We start from the raw sequence: 20,121 nt of genomic DNA on the forward strand, positions 1-20,121 counted from the left end.
GGCCGCCCCGCGCGGCTCAGAAGCTTTCCCAGTCGCTTTCGTTGCCCAGTGCCTTGGGCGCGCGCGGCGCGGCGGCCGGGGCGGGCGCGGGCGCGGCGCGCACTGCCGGGGCCGGGCGCACCGGGGGCGCCACGGGCTTGGCGGCGGGCTCAATGGCCACGGCAGCGGGTGCAGCCACGGCCGCAGCCGAGGCGGGCAGGGCTGCCGCGCCGCCCAGGTCGAACACGCTGACCACCTTCAGCAGCGCCGAGGCCTGGCCCTGCAGCGCATCGGTGGCGGCGGCGGCTTCCTCGACCAGCGCAGCGTTCTGCTGCGTCATCTGGTCCATCTGCGTGATGGCCTGGTTGACCTGCTCGATGCCCTGGGTCTGCTCATGGCTCGCGGCCGTGATCTCGCCCATGATGTCGGTCACGCGGCGCACGCTCAGCACGATTTCCTCCATGGTCTTGCCGGCCTGCTCGACCTGGCCGTTGCCTTCCTCGACCTTGTGCACCGAGTCGTCGATCAGCTGCTTGATTTCCTTCGCCGCCGAGGCCGAGCGCTGGGCCAGCGTGCGGACTTCGGAGGCCACCACGGCAAAGCCGCGGCCCTGGTCGCCGGCGCGCGCAGCCTCGACGGCGGCGTTGAGCGCAAGAATGTTGGTCTGGAAGGCAATCGAGTCGATGACGCCGATGATGTCGACGATCTTGCGCGACGAGGCATTGATGTCGGACATGGTCTGCACGACCTTGGAGACTGCGTCTCCGCCGCGCACCGCGACCTGGGATGCGGCGCTGGCCATCTGGTTGGCCTGCTGCGCGCTGGCCGCGTTCTGCTTCACGGTGGCCGTGAGCTCTTCCATCGATGCCGCGGTCTGCTCGAGCGAACTGGCCTGCTCCTCGGTGCGCGAGGACAGGTCCTGGTTGCCCGAGGCAATCTGGCTGCTGGCCGTGGCAATCGAGTCCGTGCCCTGGCGCACCTGGCCGACGATCTTCAGCAGGCTGCCGTTCATGTCCTTGAGGGCCTGCAGCAGCTGGCCGGTCTCATCGCGCGAATGCACCTCGATGCGGCTGCCGAGGTTGCCGGCGGCAACCTGCTGCGCCAGCTTGACGGCATGCTGCAGGGGGCGCGAAACCGCGCGGGCGATGCCCAGCGCCAGCGCCAGGCCGATCACGATCGAGCCCAGGAGCAGGCCGCCGATCCACCAGCGCGCGGCCTCGTAGAGGTCGTCGCCGCGGGTGTTGATGGCCTCGGTGCGTTCGTTGTTGATCTTGTCGAGCTGGTCGAGCTTGTCCTGGATCGCCAGCGTGACCTTGAGCGAGTCGCCGCGCAGCTGGTAGGCGGCCTGCTCGCTTTGCACGTCGCGCGACAGCTGCAGGATGGTGGCGGCATGGGCGGCGTAGCGCTTGAGGTCGGCGCCGATCTCGGCGAGCAGTTCCTGCTCCTTCGGCGTCTTGGCAAACTGCGCGTAGGCGGTGTGCTCCTTGTTCACGATGTCCCAAAGCAGGGGCATGGACTTTTCATAGCCGGCGGCCTCGTCGGGCGTGGCGGCCAGCAGGTGCTGGGTCATCTGCGCGCGGTGGCGTTGCAGCTGGTACTTGATGTCTTGCAGCGAGCGCGCTGCGGGCAGGGCCTGGCGCGTGAGGTCGGTGGAGGTCTGGTTGACGCTGTCGAGCTGGAACAGCGCGAACAGGGCGACACTGGCGGACAGCAACAGCACGGCTGCAAAGGAAAGCAGCAGCTTGTTGGCCAGCTTCAAGTTAGGAAAGAACTTCATGGAGGAGGAAATGGCGGCCAGGCCGCGGCGCGGTTCGGTAAGGGTTGGGGACCGGGGAAATGCGGCCGATGGCTTTCCGCTCCGGCATCTCCTTGTAGGACTTATCGGACGTTACCAGCAAACCCTTAAGGGAAAATGAATCCGGGGCGCGCGTTTGGGAAATGACGCGGGTCAAGAGCCGCCCGCGGGATGCTCCGTGTGTACCCTGAGCTTGTCGAGGAGTGTCGTATCCGCAGCCGTCGCCCGTTCATCCTTCGACAGCTTGCCCTGCGCCAAGCTCAGGACGAACGGTTGATGCCGGGCGCCCCTCGCCGGGCGCCCCTTTCACCGGCTCAGCTGCCGCGCGTCACCGGCACGTCCGCGTCCTTGCCATAGCTGCCGTATTTCCCCAGCTCCCATTTGGCCAGCGCATTGCGGTGCACTTCGTCCGGGCCGTCGGCAAAGCGCAGCGTGCGCGCGGTGGCGTAGGCATAGGCCAGCGGGAAGTCGTCGCACATGCCGCCGCCGCCGTGGACCTGGATGGCCCAGTCGATCACCTGGCAGGCCATGCTGGGCGCGACCACCTTGATCATCGCGATCTCGTTGCGCGCGACCTTGTTGCCCGCGGTGTCCATCAGCCACGCGGCCTTGAGGGTGAGCAGGCGCGCCATGTCGATCCGGCAGCGCGCCTCGGCAATGCGCTCCTGCGTGACCGACTGCTGGGCCACGGTCTTGCCGAAAGCCGTGCGCGAGCTGGCGCGCTGGCACATCAGCTCGAGCGCGCGCTCGGCCAGGCCGATCAGGCGCATGCAGTGGTGGATGCGGCCTGGGCCCAGCCGGCCCTGCGCGATCTCGAAGCCGCGGCCTTCGCCCAGCAGGATGTTCGCGACCGGCACGCGCACGTTCTCGAAGTACATCTCGACATGCCCGTGCGGCGCGTCGTCGTAGCCCAGCACGTTGAGCGGGCGCACGATGCGGATGCCGGGCGTGTCGGCCGGCACCAGCACCATGCTCTGCTGCGAATGCTTGGCGGCTTCGGGATCGGTCTTGCCCATCACGATGAACACCGCGCAGCGCGGATCGGCCGCGCCCGAGATCCACCACTTGTGGCCGTTGATGACGTAGTCGTTGCCCTGGCGTTCGATGCGCGTGCCGATGTTCGTGGCATCGCTCGACGCGACCTCGGGTTCGGTCATGGCGAATGCCGAGCGGATGCGGCCTTCGAGCAGCGGCTTGAGCCAGCGCTGCTTGTTGGCCTCGTCGCCGTAGCGCGCAATGGTTTCCATGTTGCCGGTATCGGGCGCCGAGCAGTTGAAGACTTCGGACGCCCAGGGCACGCGCCCCATGATCTCGGCCAACGGCGCGTACTCCTGATTGGTCAGGCCCGCGCCCTCGTAGCCCGATGCCGCGGCGCTGTCCACGGGCAGGAACAGGTTCCACAGGCCCGCGGCCTGGGCCTTGGCCTTGAGCTGCTCGATGGTCTGCAGCGCGCTCCAGCGCCGGCCCGCGGCGGTGTTCGCCGCCAGTTCGGCCGCGTAGCCGGCTTCGGCGGGATAGATGTGCTCCTGCATGAAGCGCTGCAGGCGCGCCTGCAGGTCCTTTGTCTTGGCCGAATATTCGAAGTCCATGGAGAGCTCCTCGTGGTTGCAATGAAGATCGCGCGCGCAGCCCGGCCCGCGCCGGGCGCGTGGGCTAGCCGTCGGTATGTCTGAGAAAAGGGTTCAGGCGCCGCTTTTGCGCGCAAACGACCAGGCCAACTCCGCCATGGGCCGCGCGGTGTCGCCTGAGGCCTTGGCCTGGGCGCTCGATGCGGTGCCGGCCTCGACGCGCTTGGCAATGCCTTGCAGGATGGCGGCAATGCGGAACAGGTTGTAGGCCAGGTAGAAGTTCCAGTCGGCGCGCAGCGACTCGGGCGAGGCGATGCCGGTGCGCTCGCAGTAGCGCCGGATGTAGCTTTCCTCGTCGGGAATGCCCAGCGCGGCGATGTCGAGGCCGCCGATGCCGCGCCCCAGCGTGGCCGGGATGTGCCAGGCCATGCAGTGGTAGCTGAAGTCGGCCAGTGGATGGCCCAGGGTGGACAGCTCCCAGTCCAGCACCGCGATCACGCGCGGCTCGGTGGGATGGAACATCAGGTTGTCGAGGCGGTAGTCGCCATGCACGATCGACACCTGCGACATGTCGCGCGCGCTGGCCGGCATGTGGGCCGGCAGCCAGGCCATGAGCTGGTCCATCTCGGGGATGGGCTGGGTCACCGAGGCCAGGTACTGCTTGCTCCAGCGCGCGATCTGGCGATCGAAGTAATTGCCTGGCTTGCCGTAGTCGGCCAGCCCGCGCTCGGCATACTTCACCGAGTGCAGCGCCGCGATCACGCGGTTCATCTCGTCGTAGATGGCCGCACGTTCATCGGGGCCCATGCCCGGCAGCGACTGGTCCCAGAGCACGCGGCCTTCCATGTATTCCATGACGTAGAACGCGCGGCCGATCACCGATTCGTCCTCGCACAGCGCGTACATGCGCGGCACGGGCACGTCGGTGCCATACAAGCCCTTCATGACCGCGAACTCGCGCTCGATCGCATGGGCCGAAGGCAGCAGCTTGGCCACCGGCCCGGGCTTGGCGCGCAGCACGTAGCTGCGGCCGGGCGTGACCAGCTTGTAGGTCGGATTGGACTGCCCGCCCTTGAACAACTCGACGCTCAGCGGGCCGGCAAAGCCCGTGACATGGCGCGACAGCCACTCCGACAGCGCCGCAGTGTCCAGCGCGTGCTGCTCCGAGAGGGGACGGGTACCTACGAAGTGGTCGAAATTGCTCATGGCTCAGCGGGTCCTTGTAGTCAATGGTCGGTTTCTGCGATGCGCAGCAGCGTCGGCCGGTCGCGCACCACCAGGCCGCCGGGCTCGATGCGGATGATGTCCTCGCGCTCCATCGCCTTGAGTTCCTGGTTCACGCGCTGGCGCGAGGCGCCCAGCAATTGCGCCAGCTCCTCCTGCGCAAGCTGCAGCCCGATGCGGATCTCCTGCGCCTCCGACAGGCTGGGCACGCCGTAGCTGCGCACCAGGTGCAGCAGCTGCTTGGCGAGCCGCGCGCGCAGCGGCAGGGTGTTGAGGTCTTCCACCAGGCCGTAAAGCTGGCGGATGCGGCGCGCATGCAGGCGCAGCATGGCTTCGGAGAACTCGGCATGCGTGGCGAGGATCTTCTTGAAATCGGCCTTGGACACGCACAGGATGGTGGTCTCGCCATGCGCATAGGCATCGTGCGTGCGCCGGTCGCCGTCGAAGATCGCGACATCGCCGAACCAGATGCCCGGCTCGACATAGGTCAGCGTGATGAGCTTGCCCGAAATCGAGGTCGAGCTCACCCGCACCGCGCCCCTGGCGCAGGCAATCCATTCCTCGGGCGGCTCTCCGCGTGCGCAGATCAGCGTGCCGTCCTTGTAACGTTTGACATAGGCGCATCGGAGAATGTCGTGCCTTAGTGAAGGAGATAGAGACGTGAACCAGCGACCGGAGTTGATCGCTTCACGTTCTTCGATAGTAAGAATCGGGTCGTCCATGGCCTGTCTTTTGCGTGACTGATGACTGGGATGATTGTCGCGTGCGGGACCGGGGGTGGCGGGCCGGACCGTCGGCTTGCTTGTCGCATGGGTGTCTGCGCAGCGACCGGGCGGTGTGACGCCCCAAGGATAACTGCGCCGGCGTTTGCTGCGCGCAGCGCGCGCGTGCTGGCGGGCGGGTGTTTGTCCGCGACAGGTACCGTTCAGGACGGCAGCAGCGCTGCTTTTGCCGGAAAAAGCCGCAAAAATGCGGCTTGGGGCGCCGCGGCATCCGTATATGCCAAAATTCAAGCCAGGGGGAAAGCTGCTTTGAAAATTCGTAACACGTTTGGCGGGGTGGGACTGTTCGCGCTGTCGTTGACCGCGTCAGCGTTGTCGCTGGGGCAGAGCCAGGGCCAGGCGGTATTGGGCGCGCCGCTGGATCTGGTGTTCCAGCTCGAGCCGAACCCCGGCCTCGATGCAGCTTCTTCCTGCGTGGCCGCCGAAGTGGTCATGGGCGAACGCCGGGTGGATGCCAGCCGCATCAGCGTCCGGCCGCTGTCGACGCGGGCGGGCCAGCCCGCGGCGGTGCGCGTGCGCGCTGCGGTCGTGATCGACGAGCCCGTGGTCGTGGTCAGGCTGACGGCCGGCTGCGACGGCCAGATGTCGCGCAGCTATACCTTTTTTGCGGAACTCCCCGATGCCGTGGCGCGCAGCGCCATGCCGCTCGATATTGCACAACTGAGCGCCACGCCACCCGCCGTGGCGGCGCGCGAACCCGCGCGGCGTGCGCGCCCGCCGGCGCCAGCGGCCGCCAGCGCCAGCGCCAGAAACGAAGCGGCGCCCGCGCCCGCACCGCGCCCGCGCAAGCCCGCGCCCAAACCTCCCGCTGCCCCCGCCGTGCCCGCAGCGTCGGCTGCGGCCCCGGCGACACCCGGCGAGTCGCGCCTGCGCATGGAGCCCCTGGATGCCTGGCTGGGGCCCAATGCGGCGGATGGGGCGGCAACGGGCCGAACTGCGACGGCACGGCCCACACCGGCGGCGTCTGCAAGCCCTGCGACCAGCACTGCCGCGGCCGCTGCCCCGGGGGCCGCTGCCCCGGCGGCCGTCGCCGCGGGGGCACCAGCCCCGGCGGCCCCCGTCGCCGCGCCTGCGGCCCCGGCCATGGCCGCGAGCCCGGCGCCGGGCGCAGACGCTGCCGCCGTGGCAGCGCCCACGGATTCCAGCGCGGCCGGCGCCGACCCGGCGCTGCTGGCGCTGCAGGCCGAGATGAAGGCCCTGCGGGCGGCCGAGGCACGCAACAACGCCCAGTTGGCGCAGATGCGCAGCCAATTGGAGGCCTTGCAATCCGACCAGGGCAGCAGCTGGACCATTCCTCTGCTGGCGGCGCTGGCCATTGCACTGCTCGTGCTGGCGTGGCTGCTGATGCGCCTGCGCAGCCTCACGCAGGCTCCGCCGGCCAGCGCCTGGCTGCATTCGGTCAGTGGCGGTGCGCGCGGCGACGATGGCGGCAGTTCTCCGGGCGTCTTCGCTCAGGGCGCGTCGGTGTCGGGGCCCGTGACCGTGACCTCGCTGCCTTCGGCCTTTGCGGCGGCCAAGGAAGATTTCGGGCAGTCGACGCTGCACGCTTCCGAGGTGCACGACTACCACCCCATGCCCGTCCACCATGCGCGTGAACTGGTCAAGCCCGAAGACCTGTTCGACGTGCGCCAGCAGGCCGAATTCTTCACCTCGGTGGGCGAATACGAGCAGGCCATTGCAGTTTTGCGCAAGCATATCGACGAACACCAGGATTCCTCGCCGCTGGCCTACCTGGAGCTGCTGGGCCTGTTCTACCAGCTCAGCCGCCGCGCCGACTACGACGCGCTGCGCACCCAGTTCGAGCAGTATTTCGCCGCGCATGTGCCCGAGATGGCGCAGTTTGCGCAGCGCGGCCGCTCGCTCGCGCATTACCCTGAACTGCTGGCGCGCATCGAGGCGCAGTGGCCCACCGAGCAGGTCTGCGAACTGATCGAAGGGTATCTGCTGCGCAATGCCGGCCAGCCGGGCGGCGTGCTGTTCGACCTCGAGGCCTTCGATGACCTGATGCTGCTGCAGGCCGTGGCGCGCACCACGCCGGCGAGCGCGCGCGGCGTGGCCGTCGGCCGCATCCGCACCACGCCCGACGCCGCGCCCGAACCCGAAGCCGAAGCACAGCCCACACCACCGTCTGCGCTCGCCGACGTGGCCCTGGCCGCCGCGGCGGTGAGCACGGGTGTGGGCCAGGTGCCGCCGGATGCGCCCTGGGCCACGCTCGAGCGTGCCCAGACCGCCGTGCCGACGCTGGTGCCGGTGCCGCCGGTACTGGCGCCGGAGCCGCTGTCGCTGGATATTCCATCCACGTTCGACGTCCCCGAGGGCGCGTTCGCGCGCTCGGCACCGCTGTCGACGGAAAGCACCGACACCGCGCAGCCGCCCGTGCCCTCGCTGCTCGATATCGACCTGAGCGATGTCGGCCGTTTCGAGCCGCTGGACCTGCCCGAGGTCGAGGCCCTGCCGTTCGATCTGGAGGAGTTCCCCAAGCGCAGCATCGTCGGCTCGGGTGTCGATCAGGTGCCTGGTTTCAACGCCGCCGATCCCAAGCTGCCGCCCGCGTCCGGCCTGGAGCTCACGCCCTGGGAAGAGGACGAGTCGCCCGACAGCATCTTCTCGGCCTGGAATGCGGCGCGCACCGACCGGGTGATCGCCAAGCCGCCGGCCGATGACGGCGACAAGGACAAGCCCGAACCCGGCCGCGGTTGAACCCGGCGCTCAGCCCCAGGCGGCTTGCAGCGCGCGGGCTTGCGCTTCGGGGTCGGCGGCGTTGACCAGCGCGCGCACCACGGCAATCGAGCCCGCGCCCGTGGCCAACACCTCGGGAAACTGCTCCGCGCCAATGCCGCCAATCGCCACCAGCGGGTATTGCTGCATCAGCCGCACGTAGGCCGCCAGCCGCGTCAGGCCCTGCGGCGCCGTGGCCATGCGCTTGAGCGTGGTCGGGAACACCGCGCCCAGCGCGACATAGCTCGGACGCACCGCCTGGGCACGCACCATCTCGGCGTAGCCATGGGTACTGACGCCCAGGCGCAGGCCTGCCGCGCGGATGCGCGCCAGGTCCTCGGCCTGCATCGCGTCGAGATCCTCCTGCCCCACGTGCACGCCATAGGCGCCGGCGTCGATGGCCGCCTGCCAGTGGTCGTTGATGAACAGCAGCGCGGGCGTGCCCTGCACCGCGGCCACCGCGGCGCGCACTTCGCGCTCGACGGCGACCGGGTCTTCCGACTTGAAGCGCAGCTGCACCGTCGGCACGCCGGCGCGCGCCATGCGGCCCGCCCATTGCGCGTCGGGCAGCACCGCATACAGTCCCAGCGAGCGCGGGCAGGCGGCAAATGCCGGGGGCAGGGCGGCGCCGGCCTCGACCATGCCGAAGTCGCGCGGGTCGTCCGGCCAGTGCGTGGCGTCGAAATGCCCGGTGCGCTCGGTCTGCGCCTGCCAGGCCCGGGCCAGGCATTCGGCGTCGACGGCAATGAAGCCCAGCGCGCTGCAGGCCTGCAATGCGGCCAGATAGGCGGGCTGCGCCTGGCTGGGAGACGGCACGGGCTGGGGCGGCAGCGCGCCGCGCTCGCTGCCTGCGGGCGCGAAGTCCGGGGCGTGGTGCTGGACGATGGCGTGGGCCAGGGCGTCGATTTCGGCAGGGGTCATGGCGGCGGCTTTCACTGGCTGTCATGGTGCCAGAACGGCGTGCCCAGCACCGGCGTGCTGGGCTGGGCGGAATGCTGCTCGGCCATCGCGCCCGCATGCCAGGCCGCGCGGCCCGCATGGGTGGCGTCGGCAAACGCGCCGGCCATGGCCACCGGGTCTTGCGACAGCGCCACCGCGGTGTTGAGCAGCACGCCATCGAAGCCCCATTCCATGACCTGGCAGGCATGGGACGGACGGCCCAGGCCGGCGTCGACGATCATCGGCACCTGCAGGCGCTCGCGCAGCGTCTGCAACGCATAGGGGTTGACCGGGCCGCGGCCGGTACCGATGGGCGCGGCCCAGGGCATCACGGCCTGGCAGCCAACATCGACCAGGCGCTGGCACAGCACCAGATCCTCGGTGCAGTAGGGCAGCACCTGGAAGCCGTCCTTGATCAGGATCGATGCGGCCTCGACCAGGTTCAGCGTGTCGGGTTGCAGCGTGTAGTCGTCGCCGATCAGCTCGAGCTTGATCCAGGGCGTGTCGAACACCTCGCGCGCCATCTGCGCCGTGGTCACGGCCTCCTGGATGCTCAGGCAGCCCGCGGTGTTGGGCAGCACCGGCACGTCGAGGCGGCGCAGCAGTTCCCAGAAGCTCGCGCCGGTCTCGGCCGGCTGGCTGCCCTGGCGGCGCAGCGAGGCGGTGAGCATGGCCGGGCGCGAACGCTTGACGGCGGCTTCGAGCACGGCGGGCGAGGGATAGCGCGAGGTGCCCAGCAGCAGGCGGCTATGGAAGGTCTGGCCGTAGAGGACCAGCGGATCGGCGGTGGTGGCAGTGGCGTTCATTTTTTGAATGGGTGGATACAGGGGTCAGCCGCCGGTGACGGGAGAGACGACCTCGACACGGTCGCCTTCCTGCAGCGGCCGGGCCGCATAGTGCGTGCGCGGCACGAACTGCGTGTTGAGGGCCACCGCATAGGGCGGGCGCAGCGCCAGCTGCGCGAGCGCGTCGGCCAGGCTCGCGCCTTCGGCCAGGGCCAGGGGCTGTTGGTTGAGAAGAATGTTCATGGTGGGCTCGTCAAGGGGCGGGGGCGGTATGCACGGGAACGTCGAAGCGGCGCGCCAGCGCGGAGTCGCCCGTCGCCAGCAGCTCGAGCACGATGTCGAGCATGGCTGGCGAGATCATGAAGCCGTGGCGGTACAGGCCGTTGACTTCGAGCACGCGCTCGGACAGGCGGCGCACCGCGGGCAGGTTGTCGGGCAGGGTCGGGCGGCACTGGGTGGCGATTTCCACGATGCGTGCCTCGGCAAAGCCCGAGTGCACGGTGTAGGCCGCGCTCAACAGCTCCAGCGTGGAGCGCACGCTCGGCGGGGACATGTCGTCGGACTCGATTTCCGTGGCGCCGATCACGAACAGATGGTCTTCCTTGGGCGCGATGTACAGCGGGTAGCGCGGATGCACCAGCCGCGTCGGGCGCTGCAGCGTGACCTCGGGCGCATGCACGCGCACCACTTCGCCGCGCACGCCGCGCAGCTGCGGCCAGGCGCGGCGCGCGCCCAGGCCGCGGCAGTCCAGCACCCAGTCGGGCTGGCCCGCGCCGCCGGGCGTGAAATCGGCCAGTTCGCGCGGCGCCTGCCAGTGCATCTCGACGCCCAGCCGGGTCAGCGTGGCGAGCAGTGCATCCAGCAGCTGGCGGTTGTCGAGCTGGCCTTCATCGGGCAGGTAGGCGCCCTGGGCGAAGCGATGCGTGGTGGCGGGCTCGATGGCATGCAGATCCTGGCCCGACAGCATCTGCAGGGCCGGCAGCGTGGAATTGATGCGGCGGTTCTTCTCGAACAGCCCGCACAGGCGCTGCGCGTCGCCCGCGTCCTGGCGGTGCCACAGCACCAGCGTGCCGTTTTGCTGGAAGAACACCGGCGCGTCGAGTTCGGCAATCAGCTGCGGCCAGCGCTGCAGCGCGTGCTGGCCCATGCGCACCACGCCGGGCTCGGTGACGGCCGATTCGGCCAGCGGCGCGAGCATGGCCGCCGCCACGCGCGCCGCCGCGCCATCGGCCTGCGGCCCCTGCGCGTCGTACAGCGCGATGCGGTGGCCCTGGCGCGCCAGCGTGCAGGCCAACAGGCGGCCCATGAGACCCGCGCCCATGATGGCAATGCGCGAGGAAGGTTGAAGGCAAGGCATGGGAGTCCCGTCGATTAGTCCCGTTCGATACGGCAGGACAAAAAGGCGTGGCCACGCTTTGCAGGAAACTCCCCACGCCAGTATGACCTGGATCGGGTGTCGGGGCCGCGGCTGCGCACAGCCGGGGGCGCATGCGCCCGTGCCCCAGGGTGTTTCTCAGTCGCGCGCTGCGCGATCCGTTTGCGCTAAGGCAAGCGGCGGGCAGCGGGACACCCCTGTTTCGTCCGTTGAACCTGAATTACAGCACAGGCGCGGCCATGCTGCGTCGATCCAGGTCAACATCCTCGCCCGCTATCCGGCTGCACCGGCAGCAGGGTTTTGCGGGAGTCTTGGTAAAAAGCAATGGTCCGCGCCGCGCGCGGCCCTGGTGGCGCCGCCGACAGCGCAGCCCTTGCATCCACAACCCCCTCTCGAACCATGCGCAATTTCGAACTTCCCGGCCGCTCTCTGGTCATGGCCCGCAACGGCATGGCCGCGACCTCGCACCCGGCGGCCACGCTCGCAGCCGTCAACGTGCTGCAGGCCGGCGGCAACGCCATGGACGCCGCCATCGCCGCGTGCGCCGTGCAGGGCGTGGTCGAACCCGGCTCGACCGGCATTGGCGGCGACTGCTTTGCGCTCTACGCGCGTGGCGGGCGCGACGATGTGCTGGCCTTCAATGGCTCGGGCCGCGCGCCGGCCGCGGCGACGCCCGCGGCGCTGGCGCAAAAGGGCGTGACCGAATGGACCCGCCATTCGGCGCATGTGGTGAGCGTGCCCGGCGCGGTCGATGCCTGGGCGACGCTGGCCGCCGACCATGGCACGCGGCCGCTGGGCGAGCTGCTGCAACCCGCGATCGCGTTGGCCGAGCAGGGCTTTGCGGTGGCGCCGCGCTGCGCCGCCGACTGGGCCGCGAATGCCGCGCTGCTGCGCCAGGACCCCGAGGCCGCGCGCATCTATCTGCGCGGCGGCCAGGCGCCCGCCGCGGGCGATGTCCACCACCTGCGCGAGCTCGCGGCGACGCTGCGCGCGATTGCCGCCGGCGGGCGCGACGCGTTCTACGAGGGCACGATCGCCGACGGCATGGTCGGCTTCCTGCAGGCGCGCGGCGGGCTGCACACGGCCGCGGATTTCGCGGCGTGCCGCGGTGAATACGTCACGCCGATCCGCACGCGGTTTCGCGGCGTGGACATCCTCGAATGCCCGCCCAACGGCCAGGGCCTGATCGCGCTGCTGATCATGAACATCCTGTCGGGTTTCCCGGCGGATGGCGATCCGACCTCGCCCGAGCGCCTGCATCTGGAGATCGAGGCCACGCGCCTGGCCTATGCCGCGCGCGATGCCTGGCTCGGCGATCCGCTGCACGGCCCGGTCGATGTGCAGCGGCTGCTGTCCATGGAGTTCGCGCAGGAGCTGCGCGCGCGCATCGACCCTGAGCAGGCCGCGCCACGCGTCGACATGCCCGAGCCCGCCGCGCACAAGGACACGGTCTATATCTGCGTCGTCGACAAGGAGCGCAACTGCGCGAGCTTCATCAATTCGATCTTCCAGCCGTTCGGCAGCGGGCTGGTCGCGCCTGGCGGCGTGCTGCTGCACAACCGCGGCCAGAGCTTCTCGCTGCAGCCCGGCCATGCGAACACCATCGCGGGCCGCAAGCGCCCGTTGCACACCATCATTCCCGGCATGGCGGTGCAGGACGGCCGGGTGCGCATGCCGTTTGGCGTGATGGGCGGGCACTACCAGGCCATGGGCCATGCGCACCTGGTGGCCAAGGTGTTCGACTACGGCCTCGACCCGCAGACGGCCATCGACCTGCCGCGCGTGTTTCCGGTGCCTGGAACCCGCCAGGTCGAAGCCGAAGCCACGCTGCCCGAGGCCACGCGCGCGGCGCTTGTGCGCATGGGCCATACGCTGATCAAGCCCGGCATGGCGATCGGCGGCGCGCAGGCCATCCTGATCGACTGGGAGCGGGGCGTGCTGCAGGGCGGCTCCGATCCCCGCAAGGACGGTTGCGCGCTGGGCTATTGATTGCGGCCGTCTGCCCTTGCGCCGGCCGCCAGGATGCCGACAATGGACGCATTCCCTGGAGGAGGGCGCTTGCCGATATGACCGTTTACCACCAGACCATAGGCGCGCGCCGCCATGTCTTCGACGGCCTCGCGCAGCTGCTGGCGCGGGCCTCGCCCGAGCGTTCGGGCGACCAGCTCGCGGGCGTGGCCGCGCGCTCGGCCGAGGAGCGCGTGGCCGCGCAGCTGGCGCTGGCCGACGTGCCGCTGGCGCGCTTCCTGCAGGAAGCGCTGGTGCCCTACGAGTCCGACGAGGTCACGCGGCTGATCATCGATGGCCATGATGCAAAAGCCTTCGCCGCGGTGGCCCATCTGAGCGTGGGGGGCTTTCGCGACTGGCTGCTGTCCGACGCCGTGGACGGTGCCGCGCTCACCGCGCTCGCGCCCGGCCTCATGCCCGAGATGGCGGCGGCGGTGTCCAAGCTGATGCGCCACCAGGACCTGATCCAGGTGGCGCGCAAGTGCCAGGTCACCACGCGCTTTCGCAACACCATCGGCTTGCGCGGGCGCCTGTCGACGCGGCTGCAGCCCAACCATCCCACCGACGCGGCCGCAGGCGTCGCGGCCAGCGTGCTCGACGGCCTGATGTACGGCGCGGGCGATGCGACGATAGGCATCAACCCGGCCACCGACAGCGTGCCGCAGGTCATGCGCCTGCTGGAGATGCTCGACGCGGTGATCCAGCAGTACGGCATTCCCACCCAGTCCTGCGTGCTGACCCATGTGACCAACACCTTGCAGGCCATCGAACGCGGCGCGCCCGTGGACCTGGTGTTCCAGTCGATCGGCGGCACCGAGGCCACCAACCGCAGCTTCGGCATCGACCTGGCGCTGCTGGCCGAGGCGCAGGCCGCAGCGCTGGCGCTGCAGCGCGGCAGTGTGTTTGCCGATGGCGAGCGCGGGCGCAACGTGATGTATTTCGAGACCGGGCAGGGCAGTGCGCTGTCGGCCGACGGCCACCATGGCTGCGACCAGCAGACCCTCGAGGCGCGCGCCTATGCCGTCGCGCGGCGCTTCGATCCACTGCTGGTCAACACCGTGGTCGGATTCATCGGCCCCGAATACCTGTTCGATGGCCGGCAGATCATCCGCGCCGGGCTCGAGGACCATTTCTGCGGCAAGCTGCTGGGCCTGCCCATGGGCTGCGACATCTGCTACACCAACCATGCGCAGGCCGACCAGAACGACATGGACGTGCTGCTGACGCTGCTGGGCGTGGCCGGCTGCACCTTCGTCATGGGCATCCCGGGTTCGGACGATGTCATGCTCAACTACCAGAGCACCTCGTTCCACGATGCGCTCTATGCGCGGCGCGTGCTCGGGCTGCGGCCCGCGCCCGAATTCGAAGCCTGGCTCGAGCGCTCCGGCATCTTCGTGCCTGGCGCCACGGCGCGCCTGGCGGACGCGGGCGCGGGCCCGTTTGCGCACCTGCTGCGCTGAAGGAGAAGCGGACCATGCCTGATGAAGTGATTGCCAGCCCCTGGGAGCGGCTGCGCCGGCACACGCCCGCACGCATCGCGCTGGGCCGCAGCGGCATCAGCGTGCCGACGGCCCAGCATCTGGCGTTCCAGCTGGCCCATGCGCAGGCGCGCGACGCGGTGCATCGGCCGCTCGATGTGCGCGCCGTGGCAGACGCCATCGAAGCGCTGGGCGTGCCGACGCTGCGCGCGCACAGCCAGGCCAGCGATCGCGCGGCCTACCTGCAGCGCCCGGACCAGGGCCGCAGGCTCGATACGGCATCGGCCACGGCCCTGGAAGCCGAGCGCCAGGGCCAGCCGCAGGACCTGTGCATCGTGGTGGCCGACGGATTGTCCGCGCTGGCGGTGGAGCGGCATGCGGCGCCGTTGCTCGCGGCCTTGCTGGCCGAACTGCAGGCCGATATGCGGGCTTGGCGCCTCACGCCAGCCGTGCTCGTGGAGCAGGGGCGGGTGGCCATAGGCGACGATATCGGCGAGCGCCTGGGCGCGCAGCTGGTGCTGGTGCTGATCGGCGAACGCCCGGGCCTGAGTTCGCCCGACAGCCTGGGTCTCTACCTGACCTGGGCGCCGCGGCGCGGCCGCAGCGATGCCGAGCGCAACTGCATCTCCAACGTGCGGCCCGAGGGCCTGGACTATCCCGGGGCCGCGCGCCGCGCCGCCTGGCTGCTGCGCGCGGCGCGCGAACGCGGGCTCACGGGCGTGATGCTCAAGGATGAAAGTGCGCCGCTGCCGCGCCTCGCGCATGAGAACGCCTCGGACTTCCGCCTGGCATAGCGGCGCGGGCCGCGGCGGCATGGCGCACCGGCCGAAGGGCTTTGGCGATGCCAAGATCAGCCATAATTTTGCCCCATGACCAACCCTCACCCGGCGGCCTGCGCCCCATCCGCTCCCGCCCCCGTGCGCCCGGCGCACTATCTGCGCGTGCTCTCCATTGCCGGCTCGGACAGCGGCGGCGGCGCCGGCATCCAGGCCGACCTCAAGACCTTCAGTGCGCTGGGCTGCTTCGGCATGACGGCCATTGCCGCCATCACCGCGCAAAACACCTGCGGCGTGCGCGCGATCCACGCCGTGCCCGCGGAAATGCTCAAGGCGCAGATCGATGCCGTGGTGCAGGACATCGGCGTCGATGCCGTGAAGATCGGCATGCTGGCCACACCCGAGACGGTGCGCGTGGTGGCCGATGCCATCCGCGCATACAAGCTGCCGCATGTGGTGCTCGATCCGGTCATGGTGGCGACCAGCGGCGACCGGCTGATCGCGCCCGAAACCGCCGATGCGCTCAAGAGCGAGCTGTTTCCCCTGGTCGAACTGATCACGCCCAACCTGGACGAGGGCGGCTGGCTGCTGGGCCGGCCCATCGACGGCCTCACGGCGCTGGAAAGCGCGGCGCGCGAACTGCTGGCGCTGGGCGCGCCCGCGGTGCTGCTCAAGGGCGGGCATCTGCCCGGCGACTGGGTCGTGGACCAATTGGTCGACGGCAGCGGGCTGAGCCAGCGCTTCGAGTCGGCGCGCATCTTGACCCACAACGGCCACGGTACCGGCTGCACCCTGTCATCGGCCATTGCCGCCGAACTGGCCACGGGTGCGCCGCTGGCCGAGGCCGTGGCGCGCGCGCGCAGCTACATCCTGGGCGCCATTGCCGCCGGCGCCCATGTGCGCACCGGCGCGGGCCATGGCCCGTTGAACCATGGCTATGCGCCGGTGGCGCAGAAGATCGTCAACCGCTGAACTGCGGCCGCGGCTGGCCTGGCTTACCAGCCCCAGCCCAGACTGCGTGCCACCCAGCCCTGCTGGCCGTTCTCGCGCCGCACCTGGGCCCAGTTGCCGGACTTCTTCAGCGTGCGCACCACTTCATGCTGCTCCAGCCGGGCCACGCGCTTGAATTTCTGGCCCGGACCCGAGCGCAGGTTGGCGGTGCGCGCGGTGATCACCATGTGCGGCGTCTTGGCGGTCAGCGGCGCATGCACCCAGCCCAGGCTTGACTCGAAATCGCGCACCTTGAGCCATTTGCCCTGGCGCTGCGTCACCTGCAGGGGGTAGCCCCGGCCCAGTTCCCACAGCGTGGCCGAGCGGGTGCTGGGTTTCTCGCGTACGTTCACCGTGCTGCCCTTGATGCTGACGAATTCGGCGGCTTGGGCCAGGGTGGGAGCCAGTGCCACGAGGGACAGGCTGGCAGCGGCAAGGAAATGCGAGAAACGGCGGGTCAAAGACAGCACGGAAACAGCTCCAATCTCAGAGTCGGGGGGTGGAAAGAGCCTGTGGGAGTGCTGGCTTTGGAGCGAAGTTCCGCGCGACGCCGGAAACCGCGCGGAATTCGGCATCGCCGGCTCGGCATCGTGCCGTTGCGGCGCCGGCGTGCGCCCGCAAGTCCAGTTACAAACCGAGGCCGCGGGTACGCAGCAAACGGCCAACTGGATTAGATCCCGGCGTGGAAATGCCCTGAAGTCACCATTGTTACCATCTGGTTACATCGTCCTTTTTCGCTTCCGGTAGGGCTGTGCGTGTCTCCAGCGCGGGGCTCAATGCGAGCCGCGTGCCGGCCGCGGATCTTCGATCGGCGGGGCTGTCGCCGGGCTGGGCGGAGGATCTCCAATCGGTGTCTCCTCCGGGCCGGCGGGTGGAGGGGGGGCAGGAGTCGGCGGATCGGTGGGCTGCGGACGGTGCATGCGAACTTCCTTTTCACTGTCTGGTTTCACCCTGCCCACCATACAGCGCCGGTTGCAAATCCCGGATGTAAATGAAACCGGTTGAAACTTACGTTGACGTTACTCGACAGACGGCAGTCCGGTCTGTTAGAACAGACGCACTGACGACTATTCGTAACCCACTGGGGCGAAATCGGCTTACATATCAGGAGGTCAGATTGTTTTACGAGTTCGAGCGCCGTGCAGTCGCCTTCCTCAAGCGTGTCGAGGCCATGGAGCCCTGTGCTTCGCGCCAGCAGGCCTATGAAAGCCTGCTCAAACACTGGCACGCGGTCGAATCCAGCTACCACGACGACAAAGACTACCTCGATGCGCTGCTGCACAAGACCATGTCGGAAGAAAACGACTGGCATTGCCTCGACAGCAACCCCTGCTACTGGCAAAGCCCCAAGGTGCCGCAGCTGCGCATCTATGTGCATGACGATGGCGCCATCGTGATCCAGCGTCTGGGCGGCACGCGCGAAGGGCGTATTCTGTTTGCGCTCAATTCTGCCCAGCCCGCGTTCCATCCCGCCAGGCCGGCGCAGGAAATCACCGGCTTTGCCAGCGCCGTGCAGACTGCGGCCATGCCGCGGCCAGAAAAATCCCTCTCCAAGCTGTAGGCAGCGTCCGCGGCTTCAGCGCGGGACTACGCAGCAGCCGTCTCAACTGTCTCCGCCGCCGCGCCCACGGCGTTATTTTTGGGGCTTTCTTTCAATGCCTCCAGGAGGATTCCATGGAAAAGAGCGTCAAGGAATACGTGCACGAACTGATCACCTATGACGATTCGCGCGCCAGCGCCCCGTATGAGCACTGCACCACGGCCGTGCTGGGCGCGGGTCTGCTTCTGTGCGCGCTGCGCGCCCATGGCCGCGGCCGCGCAGTGCTGCACGCGACGCTGGCCGGCATGCTGCTGGCGCGCGCCGCGGCGGGCACCGACGGTTTGCGCAAATGGGCCGACGCGCCGCGTCCCTGATTCGCGCCGCTGAAACGCAAAAAAGCGGCCGAGGCCGCTTCTTTTGCATTGGCGCAGCGCAGGCGCTGGCCGGTCTTACTCGACCTTGGCCTTGGCGCGCAGCCCTTCCTGGAATTGCATCAGCTTTTGCTGTTCCAGTTGCTGGGCCACTTGCGGCTTGACGTCTTCGAGCTTGGGCAGTTCGGCCTGGCGCGTGTCGTCCAGGCGGATCACGTGATAGCCGAACTGGCTCTTCACGGGCGTCTGGGTGTAGCTGCCCTTTTGCAGCTTGATCATGGCTTCGGTGAACTCGGGCACGAAGCTGTTGGCATTGGCCCAGTCGAGGTCGCCGCCGCGGGCGCCCGATCCAGGGTCCTTGGACTGCTTCTTGGCGATCTCGGCGAAGTTGCCGCCCTTCTTCAGCGAGGCGATGATGGCCTTGGCTTCGTTCTCGGTGGGCACCAGGATGTGGCTGGCGCGGTATTCCTGGCCCTGGTTGGCGGCCACGAACTTGTCGTACTCGGCCTTGATCTCGGCGTCGGTGACCGGGTTCTTCTTCTTGAAGTCCTCGAACAGCTCGCGAATCAGCACGGTCTGGCGTGCGAGTTCCATCTGCGACTTGTATTCGGGCGAGGCTTCGAGGCCCAGGCGGTGGGCTTCCTGCATGAAGACTTCACGCGCAATGACTTCTTCCTTGATCTGTCCTTCGATCTCGGGAGAGATGGGGCGGCCCGAGCGCTCGATCTGCTGCTTGAGGATTTCCACGCGTTCCTTGGGAACGGGCTTGCCGTTGACCACGGCCAGGTTTTGCGCCGCAGCGCCAAAGGCAGCGCCACCCAGGACGGCAGCCGTCACCAGGCTGGACAGGATCTGTTTATTCATGCGAGATTCCGAAAGAAAAATAAGAGACGTTTGTTGTCTTCAACCTTGCCATGCAGCTTCAGGCATGCATGTCGTCAAAGCGCTTCAATGGCGATGGCATGAACACCCTGGTCAATGAAGTCTTGCAGCGCATCATACACAAGGCGATGGCGTGCAATGCGCGTGCGGCCCGCAAATTCCGGCGTGGCGATGCGCACCCGGAAATGCGTGCCGAAACCGGTGCCGTTGGCGCCCGCATGGCCGGCATGCAGGCCGCTTTCATCGATGACTTCGAGCTGCGTGGGCGCCAGGCGCGCGCGCAGCGCGGCCTCCATGGCGGCCGCGCTGATGGAGGGCAGCGCGCTCATGGCAGTTCCTTGGGCGCGGCCGCTTCGGCGGTGTCGTCCTTGAGGTAGCGGCTCAGGTACAGCGCCTGGGCAATCACGAACACCAGCATCAGGCCCAGGCCGCCAAACAGCTTGAAGTTGACCCAGGTGTCGGTGTCGAAGTGGAAGGCGATCCAGAGGTTGAGCGCGCCCATCACGGCAAAGAAAGCGGTCCACGCCCAGTTGAGCTTGAGCCACACCGCTTCGGGCAGCTGCAGCTGCGCGCCCATGACCGAGCGCAGCAGGTTCTTGCCAAAGATCAGTTGGCCGAACAGCAGCGCGCCGCCCATGAGCCAGTACAGCACCGTGGGCTTCCACTTGATGAAGGTTTCGCTCTCGGCCAGCAGCGTCGCGCCGCCGAACAGCACGATCACGCCCAGGCTGACCCATTGCATGGGCTCGACCCGGCCGTTGCGGATGCGCAGGTAGGCGATCTGCACCACCGTGGCGGCAATCGCCACGGCAGTGGCGGCATAGATTCCCCAGACCTTGAAGGCCACAAAGAACAGGATGATGGGGAAGAAGTCGATCAGGAGTTTCATGGGGCTCGCGGGCCAAGGAACAA

At 68.7% G+C, this 20,121-nt stretch carries 19 protein-coding genes; 7 read left to right on the forward strand and 12 right to left on the reverse strand.

Going from position 1 to position 20,121, the window contains the following annotated elements; translation table 11 throughout:
* Positions 1 to 16 precede the first annotated feature (16 nt).
* The 4 genes from HUK68_RS08075 to HUK68_RS08090 all read right to left on the reverse strand — a co-directional run bounded on the left by HUK68_RS08075 (position 17) and on the right by HUK68_RS08090 (position 5,288).
* Entirely contained in the window at positions 17 to 1,756 is a 1,740-nt protein-coding gene (locus HUK68_RS08075) for a methyl-accepting chemotaxis protein (protein WP_175503724.1), read from the reverse strand.
* A gap of 332 nt (positions 1,757 to 2,088) precedes the next feature.
* Positions 2,089 to 3,363, reverse strand: coding sequence for an acyl-CoA dehydrogenase family protein (locus HUK68_RS08080; RefSeq protein WP_175503725.1), 1,275 nt, complete (start codon positions 3,361 to 3,363; stop codon positions 2,089 to 2,091).
* Between the two features lie 93 nt (positions 3,364 to 3,456).
* Complete coding sequence (locus HUK68_RS08085; RefSeq protein WP_175503726.1) at positions 3,457 to 4,548, reverse strand: phosphotransferase; 1,092 nt, start codon at positions 4,546 to 4,548, stop codon at positions 3,457 to 3,459.
* A gap of 20 nt (positions 4,549 to 4,568) precedes the next feature.
* Positions 4,569 to 5,288: a Crp/Fnr family transcriptional regulator gene (locus HUK68_RS08090; protein ID WP_175503727.1), complete on the reverse strand. Its 720-nt coding sequence runs from the start codon at positions 5,286 to 5,288 to the stop codon at positions 4,569 to 4,571.
* Between the two features lie 309 nt (positions 5,289 to 5,597).
* On the opposite strand from HUK68_RS08090, the gene HUK68_RS08095 reads away from it, so the two are divergent.
* Positions 5,598 to 8,048: a hypothetical protein gene (locus tag HUK68_RS08095; RefSeq protein ID WP_175503728.1), complete on the forward strand. Its 2,451-nt coding sequence runs from the start codon at positions 5,598 to 5,600 to the stop codon at positions 8,046 to 8,048.
* Between the two features lie 9 nt (positions 8,049 to 8,057).
* Here HUK68_RS08095 and HUK68_RS08100 read toward each other — a convergent pair whose 3' ends face one another.
* The 4 genes from HUK68_RS08100 to thiO are packed head-to-tail and all read right to left on the reverse strand — an operon-like array spanning position 8,058 to position 11,147.
* Positions 8,058 to 8,987, reverse strand: coding sequence for a thiamine phosphate synthase (locus tag HUK68_RS08100; RefSeq protein WP_175503729.1), 930 nt, complete (start codon positions 8,985 to 8,987; stop codon positions 8,058 to 8,060).
* An 11-nt stretch (positions 8,988 to 8,998) separates the two neighbouring features.
* Positions 8,999 to 9,811, reverse strand: coding sequence for a thiazole synthase (locus HUK68_RS08105; protein WP_175503730.1), 813 nt, complete (start codon positions 9,809 to 9,811; stop codon positions 8,999 to 9,001).
* A 24-nt stretch (positions 9,812 to 9,835) separates the two neighbouring features.
* A complete protein-coding gene (thiS, locus tag HUK68_RS08110; protein WP_175503731.1) occupies positions 9,836 to 10,033 on the reverse strand; it encodes a sulfur carrier protein ThiS in 198 nt (65 codons plus the stop codon).
* Positions 10,034 to 10,043: 10 nt separating this feature from the next.
* The gene (thiO, locus tag HUK68_RS08115) at positions 10,044 to 11,147 is read right to left on the reverse strand and encodes a glycine oxidase ThiO (protein WP_175503732.1); all 1,104 of its coding nucleotides are present in this window, start codon (positions 11,145 to 11,147) and stop codon (positions 10,044 to 10,046) included.
* Positions 11,148 to 11,564: 417 nt separating this feature from the next.
* Between thiO and HUK68_RS08120 the strand changes: the two genes are divergently transcribed.
* From HUK68_RS08120 to thiD, 4 genes are all read left to right on the forward strand, one after another.
* Entirely contained in the window at positions 11,565 to 13,154 is a 1,590-nt protein-coding gene (locus HUK68_RS08120) for a gamma-glutamyltransferase family protein (RefSeq protein ID WP_175503733.1), read from the forward strand.
* A gap of 77 nt (positions 13,155 to 13,231) precedes the next feature.
* Entirely contained in the window at positions 13,232 to 14,632 is a 1,401-nt protein-coding gene (locus HUK68_RS08125) for an ethanolamine ammonia-lyase subunit EutB (protein WP_175503734.1), read from the forward strand.
* Positions 14,633 to 14,646: 14 nt separating this feature from the next.
* On the forward strand, positions 14,647 to 15,444 hold the full coding sequence (gene eutC, locus HUK68_RS08130) for an ethanolamine ammonia-lyase subunit EutC (RefSeq protein WP_175503735.1): 798 nt from the start codon (positions 14,647 to 14,649) through the stop codon (positions 15,442 to 15,444).
* Positions 15,445 to 15,519: 75 nt separating this feature from the next.
* Complete coding sequence (gene thiD / locus HUK68_RS08135; RefSeq protein WP_175503736.1) at positions 15,520 to 16,398, forward strand: bifunctional hydroxymethylpyrimidine kinase/phosphomethylpyrimidine kinase; 879 nt, start codon at positions 15,520 to 15,522, stop codon at positions 16,396 to 16,398.
* Positions 16,399 to 16,421: 23 nt separating this feature from the next.
* Here the strand turns inward: thiD and HUK68_RS08140 are convergent, their stop codons facing one another.
* Complete coding sequence (locus tag HUK68_RS08140) at positions 16,422 to 16,877, reverse strand: SH3 domain-containing protein (RefSeq protein WP_390887794.1); 456 nt, start codon at positions 16,875 to 16,877, stop codon at positions 16,422 to 16,424.
* Positions 16,878 to 17,533: 656 nt separating this feature from the next.
* On the opposite strand from HUK68_RS08140, the gene HUK68_RS08145 reads away from it, so the two are divergent.
* A complete protein-coding gene (locus tag HUK68_RS08145) occupies positions 17,534 to 17,977 on the forward strand; it encodes a hypothetical protein (protein ID WP_175503738.1) in 444 nt (147 codons plus the stop codon).
* A 113-nt stretch (positions 17,978 to 18,090) separates the two neighbouring features.
* Positions 18,091 to 18,330, forward strand: a complete 240-nt coding sequence (locus HUK68_RS08150) for a hypothetical protein (RefSeq protein ID WP_175503739.1) — start codon at positions 18,091 to 18,093, stop codon at positions 18,328 to 18,330.
* Positions 18,331 to 18,405: 75 nt separating this feature from the next.
* Here the strand turns inward: HUK68_RS08150 and HUK68_RS08155 are convergent, their stop codons facing one another.
* From HUK68_RS08155 to HUK68_RS08165, 3 genes are all read right to left on the reverse strand, one after another.
* Positions 18,406 to 19,191, reverse strand: coding sequence for a peptidylprolyl isomerase (locus tag HUK68_RS08155; protein WP_175503740.1), 786 nt, complete (start codon positions 19,189 to 19,191; stop codon positions 18,406 to 18,408).
* A gap of 74 nt (positions 19,192 to 19,265) precedes the next feature.
* Positions 19,266 to 19,538 carry a BolA family protein gene (locus HUK68_RS08160; protein ID WP_175503741.1) on the reverse strand — a complete coding sequence of 91 codons (273 nt, stop codon included), beginning with the start codon at positions 19,536 to 19,538 and terminating at the stop codon, positions 19,266 to 19,268.
* On the reverse strand, positions 19,535 to 20,098 hold the full coding sequence (locus tag HUK68_RS08165; protein WP_175503742.1) for a septation protein A: 564 nt from the start codon (positions 20,096 to 20,098) through the stop codon (positions 19,535 to 19,537). Before HUK68_RS08165 ends, HUK68_RS08160 begins: the two co-directional genes overlap by 4 nt.
* Between the last annotated feature and the right edge of the window lie 23 nt (positions 20,099 to 20,121).

It is taken from the genome of Comamonas antarctica, from assembly GCF_013363755.1.
GTDB classification, from domain to species: Bacteria; Pseudomonadota; Gammaproteobacteria; order Burkholderiales; family Burkholderiaceae_C; genus Comamonas; species Comamonas antarctica.

Bases quoted from the DNA above. Each gene is read 5' to 3' on its own strand.
- HUK68_RS08075 (WP_175503724.1), bottom strand. From the start codon at position 1,756: ATGAAGTTCTTTCCTAACTTGAAGCTGGCCAACAAGCTGCTGCTTTCC.
- HUK68_RS08080 (WP_175503725.1), bottom strand. From the start codon at position 3,363: ATGGACTTCGAATATTCGGCCAAGACAAAGGACCTGCAGGCGCGCCTG.
- HUK68_RS08085 (WP_175503726.1), bottom strand. From the start codon at position 4,548: ATGAGCAATTTCGACCACTTCGTAGGTACCCGTCCCCTCTCGGAGCAG.
- HUK68_RS08090 (WP_175503727.1), bottom strand. From the start codon at position 5,288: ATGGACGACCCGATTCTTACTATCGAAGAACGTGAAGCGATCAACTCC.
- HUK68_RS08100 (WP_175503729.1), bottom strand. From the start codon at position 8,987: ATGACCCCTGCCGAAATCGACGCCCTGGCCCACGCCATCGTCCAGCAC.
- HUK68_RS08105 (WP_175503730.1), bottom strand. From the start codon at position 9,811: ATGAACGCCACTGCCACCACCGCCGATCCGCTGGTCCTCTACGGCCAG.
- thiS (WP_175503731.1), bottom strand. From the start codon at position 10,033: ATGAACATTCTTCTCAACCAACAGCCCCTGGCCCTGGCCGAAGGCGCG.
- thiO (WP_175503732.1), bottom strand. From the start codon at position 11,147: ATGCCTTGCCTTCAACCTTCCTCGCGCATTGCCATCATGGGCGCGGGT.
- HUK68_RS08120 (WP_175503733.1), top strand. From the start codon at position 11,565: ATGCGCAATTTCGAACTTCCCGGCCGCTCTCTGGTCATGGCCCGCAAC.
- HUK68_RS08125 (WP_175503734.1), top strand. From the start codon at position 13,232: ATGACCGTTTACCACCAGACCATAGGCGCGCGCCGCCATGTCTTCGAC.
- eutC (WP_175503735.1), top strand. From the start codon at position 14,647: ATGCCTGATGAAGTGATTGCCAGCCCCTGGGAGCGGCTGCGCCGGCAC.
- thiD (WP_175503736.1), top strand. From the start codon at position 15,520: ATGACCAACCCTCACCCGGCGGCCTGCGCCCCATCCGCTCCCGCCCCC.
- HUK68_RS08150 (WP_175503739.1), top strand. From the start codon at position 18,091: ATGGAAAAGAGCGTCAAGGAATACGTGCACGAACTGATCACCTATGAC.
- HUK68_RS08155 (WP_175503740.1), bottom strand. From the start codon at position 19,191: ATGAATAAACAGATCCTGTCCAGCCTGGTGACGGCTGCCGTCCTGGGT.
- HUK68_RS08160 (WP_175503741.1), bottom strand. From the start codon at position 19,538: ATGAGCGCGCTGCCCTCCATCAGCGCGGCCGCCATGGAGGCCGCGCTG.
- HUK68_RS08165 (WP_175503742.1), bottom strand. From the start codon at position 20,098: ATGAAACTCCTGATCGACTTCTTCCCCATCATCCTGTTCTTTGTGGCC.